General features: G+C 53.4%; 12 protein-coding genes. 8 read left to right on the top strand and 4 right to left on the bottom strand.

What is annotated here, in order from left to right:
- Window positions 1–283 precede the first annotated feature (283 nt).
- The 4 genes from AB8809_RS20585 to AB8809_RS20570 form a co-directional block, all read right to left on the bottom strand.
- A complete protein-coding gene (locus tag AB8809_RS20585; protein ID WP_349855649.1) occupies window positions 284–2,392 on the bottom strand; it encodes an HlyD family efflux transporter periplasmic adaptor subunit in 2,109 nt (702 codons plus the stop codon).
- Window positions 2,389–3,717, bottom strand: a complete 1,329-nt coding sequence (locus tag AB8809_RS20580; protein ID WP_349855648.1) for an HlyD family efflux transporter periplasmic adaptor subunit — start codon at window positions 3,715–3,717, stop codon at window positions 2,389–2,391. Before AB8809_RS20580 ends, AB8809_RS20585 begins: the two co-directional genes overlap by 4 nt.
- On the bottom strand, window positions 3,714–4,517 hold the full coding sequence (locus tag AB8809_RS20575; protein ID WP_012773184.1) for an efflux RND transporter periplasmic adaptor subunit: 804 nt from the start codon (window positions 4,515–4,517) through the stop codon (window positions 3,714–3,716). Before AB8809_RS20575 ends, AB8809_RS20580 begins: the two co-directional genes overlap by 4 nt.
- A gap of 299 nt (window positions 4,518–4,816) precedes the next feature.
- Window positions 4,817–6,898 (bottom strand): DUF4034 domain-containing protein, encoded by a 2,082-nt coding sequence (locus tag AB8809_RS20570; RefSeq protein WP_349855647.1) that lies wholly within the window; start codon window positions 6,896–6,898, stop codon window positions 4,817–4,819.
- A 682-nt stretch (window positions 6,899–7,580) separates the two neighbouring features.
- Between AB8809_RS20570 and aepX the strand changes: the two genes are divergently transcribed.
- The 8 genes from aepX (at window position 7,581) to phnK (ending at window position 14,674) form a co-directional block, all read left to right on the top strand.
- Window positions 7,581–8,513 carry a phosphoenolpyruvate mutase gene (aepX, locus tag AB8809_RS20565; protein WP_180777399.1) on the top strand — a complete coding sequence of 311 codons (933 nt, stop codon included), beginning with the start codon at window positions 7,581–7,583 and terminating at the stop codon, window positions 8,511–8,513.
- Window positions 8,514–8,746: 233 nt separating this feature from the next.
- Window positions 8,747–9,901 (top strand): phosphonopyruvate decarboxylase, encoded by a 1,155-nt coding sequence (gene aepY, locus AB8809_RS20560; RefSeq protein WP_349855646.1) that lies wholly within the window; start codon window positions 8,747–8,749, stop codon window positions 9,899–9,901.
- A 54-nt stretch (window positions 9,902–9,955) separates the two neighbouring features.
- Window positions 9,956–10,849, top strand: a complete 894-nt coding sequence (locus AB8809_RS20555; RefSeq protein WP_180777408.1) for an NAD(P)-dependent oxidoreductase — start codon at window positions 9,956–9,958, stop codon at window positions 10,847–10,849.
- The gene (gene phnG / locus AB8809_RS20550) at window positions 10,850–11,293 is read left to right on the top strand and encodes a phosphonate C-P lyase system protein PhnG (protein ID WP_012773189.1); all 444 of its coding nucleotides are present in this window, start codon (window positions 10,850–10,852) and stop codon (window positions 11,291–11,293) included.
- A 6-nt stretch (window positions 11,294–11,299) separates the two neighbouring features.
- Complete coding sequence (gene phnH, locus AB8809_RS20545; protein WP_012773190.1) at window positions 11,300–11,881, top strand: phosphonate C-P lyase system protein PhnH; 582 nt, start codon at window positions 11,300–11,302, stop codon at window positions 11,879–11,881.
- Window positions 11,881–12,984, top strand: a complete 1,104-nt coding sequence (locus AB8809_RS20540) for a carbon-phosphorus lyase complex subunit PhnI (protein WP_349855643.1) — start codon at window positions 11,881–11,883, stop codon at window positions 12,982–12,984. The genes phnH and AB8809_RS20540 overlap by 1 nt, the downstream gene beginning before the upstream one ends.
- Before the next feature lie 107 nt (window positions 12,985–13,091).
- The gene (locus AB8809_RS20535) at window positions 13,092–13,889 is read left to right on the top strand and encodes an alpha-D-ribose 1-methylphosphonate 5-phosphate C-P-lyase PhnJ (protein ID WP_230458250.1); all 798 of its coding nucleotides are present in this window, start codon (window positions 13,092–13,094) and stop codon (window positions 13,887–13,889) included.
- Window positions 13,886–14,674 carry a phosphonate C-P lyase system protein PhnK gene (gene phnK / locus AB8809_RS20530; RefSeq protein ID WP_012773193.1) on the top strand — a complete coding sequence of 263 codons (789 nt, stop codon included), beginning with the start codon at window positions 13,886–13,888 and terminating at the stop codon, window positions 14,672–14,674. Before AB8809_RS20535 ends, phnK begins: the two co-directional genes overlap by 4 nt.
- Window positions 14,675–14,694 lie beyond the last annotated feature (20 nt).

Genomic DNA, 14,694 nt, shown 5'->3' with positions numbered 1-14,694 from the left:
ATTTTATTTGATAATTATTGAGTTTGATTTGGGTTGTCAAAGGAAGGATGTGCTGAAATTGTTGCGATATGTGTATGTTGGAAGCGTAATAAAAAAACCAGAGAGAAATTTATTTGTTAATAAAATGTAGTGTATGTTCGACGCAATACGCACGTTAAAACGTTAAGTAATCTTATTAACTGATGAAATCAGAAAAGGTGTAACGCTTTTCTACAGAATCTGGATCATCTCCTGCTCCAGATACCAGCTAAGGTAGGCGTATATGTTGAGGATAACCAGCCCACTAAAAACCACTTTCCCGGATGCCCAATGCCGCTACCCGACGCCACACCGTGCCAAGAATAGATTCCTTTTCTCCTTCCAGAATGACGCTGCCCCGTAGAGGCTGTTGCAGCGGCAGGAATGGCTCTTCCTGTACCATGAAATGAACGCGGTACTGCGCCTGCACTGGTTGAGGATTGTGGTCGCGGTCGCGTCGCACGGCAATCGGGCCGTGGCGATCGGATGCGAGCATTTCTTGTTGCAGGTAAGCGCTGCCTGTGGGGGCGATGTCATGAAGCGTGACGTCAAGACGTGGGAAAGCGGGATCGTCGGCAAGGAAGACGCCCTGCATGCCCTCTTGAGTACGCATGAGTGATTCTTCGGGTATATAGCCAACCACCCGTCCCTGCGTGGGTTCCACCACACGTAGTAATGGCGTATCCGCCGTTAGCCAGCGTCCTGCTGTCATATCACGCGCCAGATCGCGAACCACACCTGCCTGCGGTGCTCGGATCGTTAAGCGTTGACGCTGTGCTGCCAACCCTCGATAGCGTGCCAGCGCCTCAGCTAACTGCCGATCCATGACCTGAATTTCACTCGCGGTTTCCTGTCGTGCCGCTCCACGCTGTCGCTGCTGTTGTAACTGGGTGATACGCTGACGCTCAATATCGAGACGATAATCCAAGTCGACTGACGTCAGTTCCAGCAGAATGTCTCCGGCATCCACCCGCTGACCATCTGTAACGTGTAGCTGGTTAACCTGCGCCGGTACCGGGCTGTAGAGGGTACTGACCTTCTCGGCTTCCAAGACGGCAGGAATGTGGATACTGCCACCCCATGGATAGAGCAAGATAAACAAGAGGGCCGAGCACAGCAGGGCGCTGCGCAAAAAAGCGATAGGATGTATTGATTTGCGCATTGACCACCAGGCATAGGCTTCTTTGGCTATCGGTAGCGCGATAAACCAGACGATCTCAACCAGCATTAAACCAATGCCGATCACCTTGATAAAAAAGTGGTAAACCACCAGCGCAATGCCAAAGAACAGGAAAAAGCGCCATATCCAGGAGGCATAGCCCCACACCAGCAGTTTGCGTTGCAGAGATGGGGAGAGGTTTTCCGGTGCTGGGTGACCATGGCCGAACAGACTTTCCCGCAACCGCCAGCGGCAGAGCGCATAGGCGCGTTCTTGCAGGTTTTCTACGCGCCAGAAATCGCTCAGTAAAAAGTAGCCATCGAAGCGCATCAAAGGGTTAAGGTTTACGACCAACGTGGTCAGCCACGTCGCGCTGGAAAGCATAAAGGCGGCCGTTCGTGCCGCGCCATCTGGCAGTAATGCCCAGGCCAAGAGCGCAATAACCGCCAACATCAGTTCGGCCAGAATACCGCCCGCGCCGATCAGCAAGCGTGCCTGACGATCCTTCAGTTTCCAAGCATCGGTAGTATCAGTATAAAACAAGGGAAATAACACGATAAAGGCAACGCCCATGCTTTGCACACGGCAACCCGCCCGTTTCGCCATGAAGGCATGGCCTAGCTCATGGATAAATTTGGCGAACACCAGAGAAATACCGAACACGGCCATGCCGGACAGGCTGAAGAGGTGTGGAAACGAATGGGTGTAACGTACCCAGTCTCGGCTGACCAAAAATAAACCCAGCAGCAGGATGCATGGAAATACCCACATCAGAAAGGGCGCGCCATAGTGCTGTAGCCACGGCCAACAGCGGTTAAGTACCGGATCGGGTCGCCACAAAGGAATACGGAAAAACAGATACTGGTGCAGCACGCTTTTCCATAAGCTGGTGCGCATCGCCTGAGCTTTGCCCAGATAGCGCTGACGTTGCTCCACATCACTTGCCGCGATTAAATCGTGCTGGCGCAGGAACTGCAGTAGTTGCTCCAACTCTTTCACTCTCAGCGGCAGGCCGGGCTCACTGTTGGCGGCGGCCAATATTTGCTGCGGATGGCGCAATGGCCAATGACGCAACAGGCGGATAGCCGAGGGAGTCAGGGTAAAATAACGTCCGGTTACAGGATCGGACAGCACCCACTGCGGGGCTCCGTTGATGCCGGGAGCCGATTCTACCAATTGAAGATCGGCGCGCAGGGGGGGCAGTTGCGGATTCATAGCCCAATTGCCTGACGGATCACTGCCAGCGGTCGACGGAACAAGTAAACAGCAAGGGGAACATAGTCGCCGGAAATTTTTGCCGTGCCGCGCAGGCCGATACGTGGCGGTGTGTCAGTGAACCGCGCATCAAGACGGTAGGCCAGATTGCCGGCTGGTGTCTGTTCCGACTCATAGGCGATACGTTCTAACAATGCAGCGTGCGGCGTCAGTGGATCGCTATCCAGAAACAGGGTAATGGGTGCCTCTTGCGGCAACCGGATGGCGTCGCCTACGTCCAACTCAATGCGTAACGCGGTGAGGGCGGGGTCTGCCAACTCCATCAAACGTTCGCCAGTGCGTACCGGTTTACCCATCCAGCGTGTTGCGTCGGCAAATACCGCAATGCCATCCCGTTCGGCGCGGATTTCTGCGCGGCTCAGCAAGGCATTGGCGTAATCGCGTTCCGCGCGTTTTTGTGCCACCTGAGCGGCGAGAAAGTCGAGCCGGGCTTTGGAGTCCGCATCCTGAAACGCACGTTGGGAACTTGCACGATGCTCCGCTTCGGCAACGTTCAATGCACGTTCGGCCACATCTGCCTGGGCTTTCAGGGTGGTACTGTCAAAGCGAACCAGCACCTCCCCTTTACGTACACTCTGGTTCGGTAACACGGTAAAGGATTGGATCACGCCGTCCAGCGGGGCGGCGACGACACGGCCTTGATGAGGAATCACCTCGGCGGGTGCCAACACGGATTGGCGCACCGGAATGAACAGGCAAGCGAGCAGTAGCAGCGCAGGGACGGCTATTTTCCACCGAGTCTGTCGGCGACGCCAGCGGGTCGTTTGTGGTTCGAGAGCCAGCCAGGCATGGCTAAAAGCCCCGCTGAGTTGCTCTGCCAGCACCTGATCGGTACTTTGCCATAGCTGTTCTCGTGCATACCAAATAGCACCGAAGGGTTTCCCCTGACGATCGTTGAGGGGGGACCATAGCACTTCAGGGGCTGAGAGCGCCTGCCAATCTTTACGGCTTTGTTCATCAAGCTGTGAGGCTTCAATCACCGCGCATTTAGCTAGGGCTTTCTCATCGACTGATGATAACTGGGTGCAGGCACGTTCGATAAACGCAACAAAAGGGGCATGGGGGGCGGGTTGCGTGACGCCAGTCACCGCGCGTACCCGGCCATTGATGATCAGTGCAGCATGGCGAAAACCAAACAGCGGTTGGCTGTCGTTGACGATGCAGTAGGCCAGCTCTTCGGTGCTCTTTGCCGCCCGTGCTTGTCGTTCAACGTCAAGAAAGCGGGCAAACGCGGCGGTACTGGCAGAGGTTGGCGCGGTGCTCACTGCGCCTCCGAAAACTGTGCCGTTCCGCTCATACCTGCCATTAAGGTATTGTCCGCGTGAGCCAGTGTACCGGTGAGTCCCAGAGTTTGGCTGCTCTCATCAATACGTGCACCAAGCCGTGTGACTTTGGCTTGTAACGGTTTTCCGGTTTCATCCGGCGTGAAGGTAAAGGCTAATCCCGGTTTGAGCACCGACAGAAGTCGTGATGGGACTAGCAGGTTGATCTCTAGATTGCGGTTATTCACCACGTCCAGCAGGGGCGCACCTTGCGCCACGCTCTCAAATGCCTGTGCACGGCGTTTCACCACCTGACCGTCGAAGGGGGCTGTGATGCGACAACGATTGACCTGAATTTGGTAAACCTGGCTTTCTGCCTGAGCTTGTGCAAAGTGCGCGGCTGATAACGATACCGCGTGTCTCCCCACTGATTTCATCTGTGCTAATTGCTGATTTTGGCTCAGTTCTGCTTCTGCGGCGCGTGTGGCGGCAGAAGCCGCAGCTAATTGAGCTTGGTAAATAGAACAGTCAAACCGCACCAACAGATCGCCTTTCTTGAAGGATTCCCCTTCTCTAAACGGTATTTCCACAATACGTCCAGCCAGTTCGCTGGATAGTGTGGCTTGTTCCACCGCTATCAGAATGCCGCGAGCCTGATTGTCCGTCGGCGTGAGAGACGGCGTGTCATGAGAGGGGATAGCCAGAAGAGGGTCGCTCGTTTGCGCATGAGCCGTAAACGCGAATAAGCAAAGTGCCAGCAATTGGAAAGTGCGGCGAGATATTACGTTACTGAAACTATCCACACTGACCTGCCTTGTTTGTTGAGGTGTGTGCCACGTCAGAAAAGAGAAAGAGACTTTCTGAATTTTCACTTATTAGCGGTGCTTATTTTGGGGAATATAATGGTACAAAATGCGCTGAATTGACAACTGCAATAGCGTGCCGTTCTGGCCTTAGTTTGTCGCTTAGCGCATGTTTGTGCGATGTGAGGCCTGAGGGATATTCACACCTGAAAATAACAGGGGCAGCGCTGCCGCCCCAATCATACGATGCTGTGATTCCCCACCACGAGGAGAGGAAGAAATGTGCGTACTGTTGTCGCTTACTGGTGTTCCTGATGAGCGTCATCACCAAACGTGATCGCACGTCCACGCGCATCTATTTTCGCTTTATCGCGGTTGAAACCCATCTTCGCGCGAACGCCGCCTAACATACCGCCCCGCTGATAGATTTCGTTCGCACGATCGTGGTTGTACTGGCTATCGGGGCTGATTTCCAGCGCCCGGTCGATCCATACTTTGGCCAGATAGCTATTCTGGGTGACGCCTGCGCCATTACGGAACGCATACGCGTAGTAACCTGCAGCATAGTCGCGGTTATCATCATCCTCGTCGCTCCATAATTCGGGCAGGACGACATCCACACAGCGTGCCTGATCTTCAGGAATGTTGCTAAACAGCAGCAGCGTGCTCAATTCCCTTGCTGCACGTGTCCACACGGTTCTCCCCACGTTGGGGCGATGCAGTATGCCGAACATCAGTTCGCGTGCGCGCTGGTACTGCGCTGGCGACAGCGTTTCATTATCTCTGATCAGGCAATAGGCAATGTTGTACTGGCAAATCTCATTGCCGGCATCTGCGGCTCGTTCCTGCCAGTAGTCTGATTTTTCTTGATCTTCGTAAGGAGAGGGATCGCGTTCGTTGCGGCGGGAAAGGTGGCCGGAATATAAATCTGACAGTGCTGCCATTGAGGAGGCTTCGCCCCAATTGGCGGCTTCGTGCAGCAGGAATACGCCCGCTTCCTCAGAAACGTATTCGAACAGGTTGGTTCCCGCCTGACCGAAGTTCGTCTCTGATTTCAGTACGCGGCAACGTGCGAGCAGCGCATTGCTATCAAACTGGCCTTTTGCGATACCGTAGAAGCCAAATTTACTGGCAAGTGCCGCGATGGTGGTTTCATAGTGCGCGTCGCGCCAGTATTGGCAGCGTTCTAGCCATTTCGGCATTAAACCGAAACTATCTTCAATCCGGACGAAATCCAGACAGCTAATTAACGTGGCGAATGCATCGCTTTCGGGATCGGATTCTGGGAGATCGACCTGCCATGCCTCAACCATCAGGTCATAGGCCAACTGCATGTCCGATTTATTCCAGCGAATGCCGTTTTCATCCTCAAGGCGTGCATAGTTGCCGAGGAACCAGGCGTACTGGCGTAAAACAAGGGCGCGGATATCTGGAAAGAGTTCCAGACCCAGCAGCCAGTCGAACGTTTCCCGACAGTACGTGATGCTTTCGGCGTCGTTTGCGTCTGGAATGAGTGCCGCGTAGCCAACATAGTCCCAGCACTGGGTAACGCGCAGGCTGTTACGCTCGGGCTCTGTCAGTGCTTCACACAGTGGCCCATCAATAAATTGCGTTATTGCCTCATGGCTGCCGCCCCAGCGTGGGTACAGGAAGTAAACGCACTCTTTGCGAATCGCCAGATCCTGTGGGCGAACGGCTAATGTGATGCGCAGCCAATAGTTCATGGGCTCTTCCCACTCATGATCCTCTCTGGCTCGCAGTGAAGCTGGCAGCGCTGTGGGAAGCTCAACCAGCGTTTGCGCCCCTTCATTGCGCAAGCGCTCTAGACCCGCTTCCCACAACGCGGGGTCCACCTGCGACTGACGCTGTGCGTAGGTCAGCGGCTCACCGCCTTGCAGTAGGACACCCAGCCACTGTGGCTCGCCTAAATAACAGGTCAGACGGAACAGACGTGAAAAGGTCAGGGCAGGTCGCTGGTGTAGCGCACTGGCGTGCAGGTAAGCCGCAACGCCCAGATCGCGTGCCAGCTCAGCGCCCATCCAGCGATCGTCTTCGACATATTGCCCACCGTTGGCAGTACGGATCCGCGCCGCGGCATTCTCCCAGTATTGCCCAGTGAGATGATGCGCGTGATAGCTCTCAGGGCGCGCGGCAGCCCAGGCCTGTAGGCGCGAGAGAGTATCGGCATCAGAGAGCGCGGGGTCAAAGAGCGAATTAATGAGCCAAATATAGGTATAAGGCAGGTTAGGACCGTCCAGCCAAATCTGGTGTTCTTGCTCCAGCAGGGTATCAAGCGTATCGAATTGATGTGTCGTGAACATCTCGCGCAACTGCGCGCGGCGCTTCACCAATGCGGTGAGGGATTCAGAGATTGATGTCATAGAGTAAATTCTTAGGCCATTGTTGAGTCATAACGCCGACGGCATCAGCATGCGCAGGCAGGATTTCAGGGGGGAGCTGTATCTCATTGATAATGAATACTGTTATACCAATAAATCGGTATGCAGACATAGATATTTACATAAATGTAAACAATCGTTTAAAACGGTGTAATTGTGGGAGGGGAGAAGAGGCATGTTTGGGGACGTGTCCATACTGCTATCGTGAAACAGAAATCAAATTGTCATCAAACTATGAGAATTTATAAGTATTCCCCTGCCTTTTCATGCTCATTATTTACCCGCGAATAATATACTCAACGGTGAATACTCATAAGAATAGTATTTCCGCTCTCTACCTCATTCATAAAACCCTGTGTTGAAGCAAAAAACTAAAAATGACTGTTTTTTTAGTTTTTTAATATGAATAAACTCATGTGTGCTAATTAATATCCTGCTTTATTAATTTATTTTCGTTCAAATCGATTCCATTTCAATAAGGTAGGTGAAATTAAAAAATAAACAAAAAATTTTTACTCCTATTGAAGTGTTGTTTCCAAGGAATAGAATCACCCTGTTGGTATATTTAATTTAAATAAATATAACGTTGCGTGGTCTTGTTGTTTTTGCGCTTGGTTTACTAGGGAAAGTATACCCCCAACTCTATGGTACATAGGAGATAACCATGTCTGTTATTTTATCTAATCATACCCCGACGGATTCCTATAAAGGGTGCACGCCGGGTTCACGCCGCAGTGCGCTCCGTGAATTATTACAGCAGCAAAAAGGCATTCGTGTGATGGAGGCTCACAGTCCGCTTTCTGCTTTATTAATTGAACAAGCCGCTTATGAAGATGGCGATATTCATTATCAATTTGATGCATTTTGGTCTAGTTCACTCACCGATTCTACTTTACGGGGAAAACCCGATACGGAGTTGGTCGATATCAGCCATCGTTTCCATGCGATTACGGAAATATTTGATGTTACCACTCGCCCATTAATTTTTGACGGCGATACTGGCGGGCAAACGGAGCATTTGGCTCACCGTATTCGGGCTGCCGAAAATCTGGGTATTTCCGCCATGATTATCGAAGATAAAACGGGTCTGAAGAAGAACTCTTTATTTGGTAATGATGTAAAGCAAACGCAGGCTTCCGTAGAGGACTTTTGCGAAAAAATTACGACAGCCAAAAAAGCACAACTGACGCCTGAGTTCATGCTGATCGCCCGTATTGAGAGCCTGATTCTGGACGTCGGCATGGAAGATGCGATCAACCGTGCCCTGCGTTATGCTGATGCGGGTGCTGACGGGATTATGATCCACAGTCGGCATAAGAACCCTTCCGAAATTTTAGCTTTCGCCAGGCAATTCCGCGAGCATTACCCACATTTACCTCTGGTTTGCGTGCCCACCAGTTTTAACGATATTACGTTCGATCAACTGATTGATGGCGGATTTAATATCGTGATTTATGCAAACCATATGTTACGTGCGGCTTATCCTGCAATGAAGTCAATTTTGCCGGAAATCCTCAAGCATGGCCGAACACTGGAAGTTGAGGATAAATGCATGTCGATAAAAGATATTCTGGATCTTATACCTGGTACGCGATAGCGAAATATATTGGGGTGTCAGTATAATTATTTTATAACGCGATTATTAGGCGCGAGAGGCTTGCTGTTATTATTTTATAATAAGCCGATTTGATGAGTTGAGTTATCTTTTTAAGTAAATGACTGTTTTTGGTTAAATAATTATATTACCCCTTATTATTTTTATCACATAATGAAAAATCAAAACGTCATCATCGCTGTTAAATACAGTGGGATGCGCAGGGGAGGTTTATTGTGATTGACCCGAATAAGCTCATTGAATTTCTTGCTCAACGCGGCGTGCATTTTTTCAGCGGCGTCCCTGATTCATTATTAAAAGCATTTTGTCTGGCGGTTGAAAGTAATCATAGTGGGCTTGCGCACCGTATCGCGAGTAATGAAGGCTGTGCGATAGGGATGGCAATTGGCCATTATCTATCGACGCGAACGTTGCCCGTGGTCTATATGCAAAACTCGGGGTTGGGCAATGCGATCAACCCCCTCTGTTCTCTGGCTACGCCGGATGTTTATGGTATTCCGCTATTACTCATTATTGGCTGGCGCGGCGAAGTCGATGACGGCGGCAAGCAACAACACGATGAGCCACAGCATGTGATGCAGGGGCGAGTCACGTTGGCTCAGCTCGATGTCCTTGATATTCCGCATATCGTTCTGGATAGCCATAGCGCACCTCGGTGGGATGATATTCAGGCTCTGCTCCAACGCGCGCATGATGAACATCGTCCCGTGGCGCTGGTGGTGAGAAAAAATACTTTTTCCTCGTCAACCGCACCCGCCAATTCCACGGTGGAACCGGTGCTGATGCAGCGAGAAGCTATCGTCGCCGCCTGCCTGAATGTGCTGCCCCCTCATCTTCCTATCGTGAGTACCACGGGCATGTTGTCCCGCGAACTCTATGAGCTACGTGAGCAGCGGAGCGAAGGGCATCAGCGAGATTTTCTCACTGTCGGCGGCATGGGCCTTGCCAGCCAGATCGCGCTGGGTCTATGTGATGCGCAGCCGCAGCGGAAAGTCGTGTGTCTGGATGGGGATGGGGCGCTGCTGATGCACATGGGCGGGCTGACGAACACTGCCCAGGCAAACAACCTGATACACATTGTCATCAACAACGGTGCCCATGACTCCGTGGGAGGACAGCCCACGGCAGCGTCCCGTTTACCGTTGGCACCCATCGCCGCTGCCAGCGGCTATGGCGACACGTATTACGCCGAGACAGAAGACGCCTTGCAGGCGGCGTTGCAGCAGGCGCTGCGGGCGCACAGCAGCCAGTTCATTGAGGTGAAATGCCGTGTCGGCTATCGCAGCGACCTGGGGCGGCCTGCGACGTCCCCCGCTCAAAACCGCGATGCATTTATGCAGTTTCTTAATACACCTCCTCAGGCCTCTTGATGAGCGGCAATACCCGGAGTATTGCCCATCCCCTTAGCGACAAGGAATGCCGATATGACCCATTCTGTTTCTTTAGTTGGTGTTGGTGTATTAGGAAAAGCGATTTCGCTCAGACTATTACAGCGTCAGTTTTCGCTCAGTGTGTTCAACCGGACTCACAGTAAAGCGAGCGAGGTTGCCGCCGAAGGCGCTCAATCCGTCCCTGAACTACACCAGTTGTTCACGCAGGAAAAACAAGTTGTGCTGATCTGCCTGAAGGATGCGGAGGCGATACGTGACGTTTTTCAGTCGAAGGAGGTCACACAAAAACTGACCCGCTATCGTCCTTTATTTCTCAATATCAGTACGATAGGGCCAGAAGAGAGCCGCTGGATGGCGTCTTTCTTTCATCAGCACGGCGCGCATTATGTGGAATGCCCGGTGTCTGGCGGGCCGGAGGGCGCGCGGCAGGGCAAGCTTGCCGCCTGGGTGGGACCGTGTGTGGATGATTTTGCCCGCACGGTTAACGATATCGTAACCAGCCTGTCGGATCGCTATGTGCTAATGGCGAACAACCACAGTGCACAAACCATGAAGGTGATTAATAACTATTGTGAGGCGGTGCATCTGCTGGTGGCGGCAGAAGCGCTGTTGGTGGCGGAAGGCCACGGCATCGCTCCCGATGTGCTGGCAAATGCGTTAACGCTGGGGCGTGGTCGCTCGACCTATATGGAAGTTATGCTGGATCGCTATCTGAATCCGCGTGAAACCGTGTCTGTCCCTTTATCCATCCGCCTGAAAGATCTCGATCTGGCCCATACGCTTTTCCAACGCGCCGAGATCCAAAGCGAATTCTTCGATACGGCGCGTCAGTGCTATCAAAACACGGCGGATCTTTCGGCTGTGCCTCAGGATCAAACCGCCTGCTTTGCTTATCTCTCACGTACCTTGCCAGCGGGGAGGGAGTAGATGTCAGAGTTAACACAGCGACAGCGCTGGATGTCCATTCTTGCTCACAGCGATCCTGTCGAGCTGGAAGAACACTGGGGAACGTTGAATTTCCCTACGGGTTACCAGCTCTTACGTCCGACGCAGATTGGTTTAATCCAGCTACAGGGAAGAATGGAGGTTGATGGCCCGCGCTTTATTGTGGGCGATATGACCGTGACCCGCGCGGCGGTACAGTTGGAAGATGGAACGTGCGGTTACAGCTATATCGCGGGCAGAAATAAACCGCATGCCGAGCTTTGCGCCTGGATCGATGCGTTACTGCAAACCCGATCCTATTTCCATGAAATATGGGAGCGCATCATCACGCCATTAGCAGACCAGCAGCGTGCATATCGGGAGCAGCAACAGCATGAAGTGGCTGCCAGCCGCGTAAATTTCTTTACTTTGGTCAGGGGGGAGTGATTTGTCATGACAACGATGACGGGCTTCGCCCACCCTGTATTTGGTACTCAGCTTTGCTTTCGCAAAATCGTGAAGGCAATGAGCGAGCCGGGCTCTCTGGTGACGGTGCCGAATGTCTCCGGTCTGGAATCGATATCGTCTGCCACGGCGGCTACGCTGCTGACGCTGACCAGCCACACTACGCCGCTGTTTATCGATCCCCGAATTGGTAACCCGCTGCTGCTGCGTACGCTTTGCCTGCATACGAACGTGCCGATCGCCACGACGCTGGAAGAGGCCTACTTTGTGCTGCTGAGCGGCAACCCTTTTTCTTACGATCTGATGGCGCTCTCCTGTGGCAGCGAAGCCGAACCAGAAAAATCAACCACCGTTATTGTCGAGGTGGACGGAATGCATGACGGGCCTTGTTTAAAACTGACCGGGCCGGGTATCAAGACACATCGCATTATCTCTCCCCGCTTGCCCGGTAGTGTCAGGAACTACCTGTGCAACCGCCCTCATGCTTTCCCTACAGGATTGGATTTTCTCTTTACCTCTGGGAAAAAGCTCTTTGCGATCCCCAGAAGTACCCACGTGGAGGAATGCTAATGTACGTTGCCGTCAAAGGTGGGGAAAAGGCCATTGAGGCCGCTCACCAGCTACAATCCTGTCGCCGCCGCGGGTGCACGGATATTCCAGAATTAGACTGTTCACAGATAGAACAGCAGCTGAATTTAGCCGTCGATCGCGTCATGACCGAAGGCAATATTTACGACCGCCAACTCGCCGCGCTGGCTATCAAACAGGCCAGTGGCGATCTGGTGGAGAGTATCTTTCTCTTACGAGCCTACCGTTCTACGCTGCCACGCTGGGGAATCAGTCAGCCGCTTAATACGTCTGATATGCGTCTTGAACGCCGTGTTTCGGCCATTTTCAAAGATTTACCGGGCGGGCAGCTACTGGGCCCGACCTATGACTATACCCATCGCTTGCTGGATTTCTCCCTGCTGGCCGCAGGCGAGGATCCGGTCGCCCCGCAGCCTAACGCTGCTGATGCGAATGAAGAAGCCGATGAGCACGTTGCTCACGCGTTTCAGTTTCTTGCTCAACAACACTTCGTCCCTGAACGGGATATCCGCGACGACAGCGATCCGCCAGACATTACGATGGTTCCACCGAGTTACCCCGGTACACGTGCGGCGCGTCTCCAGCAGCTGTTTCGCGGCGACGAGGGGTTTCTTCTTTCGCTCGGGTATTCCACTCAGCGCGGCTATGGCCGTAACCACCCCTTTGTCGGCGAGATCCGTACGGGATATATCACTGTCAGCATCGTCGCCGAAGAGGTGGGTTTTGCCATTGATATCGGCGAAATCTTACTGACCGAATGCGAAACCGTGAACGGCTTTGTTAAACCCACCAACGACGCGCCGCATTTTACCCGTGGTTACGGGCTGGCATTTGGCCGTTCGGAACGTAAGGCGATCACGGTGGCATTAGCCGATCGCGCGCTTCAGGCCGCCGATTATCAAGAGGAAATTCGCGGCCCGGCTCAGGATGAGGAGTTTGTGCTTTCTCATGCTGACAATGTGGAAGCGGCGGGGTTTGTTTCGCATCTGAAGCTCCCGCATTACGTCGATTTCCAGTCAGAGCTAGAGCTATTAAAACGACTACGTGAGGAATACCTCGCGTCTGTGCCAAGGAGTAACGCGTGATGGGCCAGACAACGATCTCCCGCCAGACAGGCAGCCGACCAGAAACGGCATACGATGATTCCGACACGGAATATAACTATGCTTATCTGGATGAAAGCACGAAGGGCATGATACGGCGCGCGATCCTGAAAGCGATCGCTATCCCTGGGCATCAGGTGCCGTTCGGCAGCCGCGAAATGCCGATGCCCTACGGCTGGGGCACCGGCGGCATTCAAATCACCGCCAGCATTATCGGGCCGGATGATACGCTCAAAGTGATCGATCAGGGATCCGACGATACGACCAACGCGGTATCGATCCGCACCTTTTTCCGCAAGGTGGCCAACGTACCCACTACGGAAAAAACCAGCGACGCAACGCTGATTCAAACGCGGCACCGCATTCCTGAAACGCCGCTTAAGGAAGATCAGATTCTGGTTTTTCAGGTGCCGATTCCTGAGCCGCTGCGCTTTATTGAACCGCGTGAAACCGAGACGTGCAAAATGCATGCGCTGGAAGAATACGGTGTGATGCAGGTGAAGCTCTATGAAGACATCGCCCGCTTTGGGCACATCGCCACGACTTACGCTTATCCGGTGAAGGTGAATCACCGCTACGTGATGGATCCATCGCCTATCCCGAAATTTGACAACCCGAAGATGGACATGATGCCCGCGCTGCAACTCTTTGGCGCAGGGCGTGAAAAGCGGGTCTATGCCGTTCCGCCGTATACCGTGGTGGAAAGCCTCGATTTCGACGATCACCCTTTCACGATACAGCAGTGGGACAAGCCGTGTGAGCTGTGTGGCGCACGCGACAGCTTTCTGGATGAAGTGGTGATGGATGATGACGGTACACGCATGTTCGTCTGTTCCGATACCGACTATTGTCAGCAGCGCCAGAGCCAGGGAGGAGAAACGTCATGACGACGGAACATCATGTACCCGATACCCCGCTGTTGGATGTGCGACACCTCACTCACCTGTATGCGCCGGAAAAAGGCTTCCGCGATGTGTCGTTTCAGCTGTGGCCGGGGGAGGTTTTAGGGATTGTCGGCGAATCGGGTTCAGGGAAAACGACGCTGCTGAATGCGATCTCCGCACGTCTGGCACCGCAGGACGGTGAGGTGATCTATCGTAACGCCGAACAGCAGGTGCTCTCGATCTATGACATCAGCGAACGGCAGCGGCGCGCGCTGGTGCGTACCGAGTGGGGAATCGTCTGGCAGCACCCGCTGGCCGGGTTACGCCCGACCGTGTCTGCGGGCGGCAACATCGGCGAACGGCTCATGGCTATCGGCAACCGGCACTACGGCGATATCCGCAGCAAGGCCGCGCAGTGGATGGCAAACGTCGAATTGCCTGAAAACCGGCTGGACGATCTGCCGACCACGTTTTCCGGCGGGATGCAGCAGCGCCTCCAGATCGCGCGCAATCTGGTGACGGCACCGCGGCTGATCTTTATGGATGAACCCACCGGCGGGTTAGACGTATCGGTACAGGCGCGATTGCTCGATCTGCTCAGGACGCTGGTAGTGGAGATGCAGCTTTCTGTCGTCATCGTGACCCACGATCTCGGCGTTGCCCGTCTGCTGTCGCATCGCCTGCTGGTGATGCAGCGAGGGCGGGTCGTCGAACAGGGATTAACGGATAGGGTGCTCGACGATCCGAGCCATCCTTACACCCAGTTGCTCGTTTCTTCCATTCTGTAAATCCAGACAAAAGGACGCTT

It is taken from the genome of Pectobacterium aroidearum (genome assembly GCF_041228105.1).
GTDB lineage: Bacteria > Pseudomonadota > Gammaproteobacteria > Enterobacterales > Enterobacteriaceae > Pectobacterium > Pectobacterium aroidearum.
The sequence above is the reverse complement of the archived record's forward strand: the minus strand, read 5'-3'. Positions and strand labels throughout refer to the sequence as shown.

Bases quoted from the DNA above. Each gene is read 5' to 3' on its own strand.
- AB8809_RS20540 (WP_349855643.1), top strand. From the start codon at position 11,881: ATGTACGTTGCCGTCAAAGGTGGGGAAAAGGCCATTGAGGCCGCTCAC.
- AB8809_RS20585 (WP_349855649.1), bottom strand. From the start codon at position 2,392: ATGAATCCGCAACTGCCCCCCCTGCGCGCCGATCTTCAATTGGTAGAA.
- AB8809_RS20535 (WP_230458250.1), top strand. From the start codon at position 13,092: ATGATACGGCGCGCGATCCTGAAAGCGATCGCTATCCCTGGGCATCAG.
- phnK (WP_012773193.1), top strand. From the start codon at position 13,886: ATGACGACGGAACATCATGTACCCGATACCCCGCTGTTGGATGTGCGA.
- AB8809_RS20570 (WP_349855647.1), bottom strand. From the start codon at position 6,898: ATGACATCAATCTCTGAATCCCTCACCGCATTGGTGAAGCGCCGCGCG.
- phnH (WP_012773190.1), top strand. From the start codon at position 11,300: ATGACAACGATGACGGGCTTCGCCCACCCTGTATTTGGTACTCAGCTT.
- AB8809_RS20555 (WP_180777408.1), top strand. From the start codon at position 9,956: ATGACCCATTCTGTTTCTTTAGTTGGTGTTGGTGTATTAGGAAAAGCG.
- aepX (WP_180777399.1), top strand. From the start codon at position 7,581: ATGTCTGTTATTTTATCTAATCATACCCCGACGGATTCCTATAAAGGG.
- phnG (WP_012773189.1), top strand. From the start codon at position 10,850: ATGTCAGAGTTAACACAGCGACAGCGCTGGATGTCCATTCTTGCTCAC.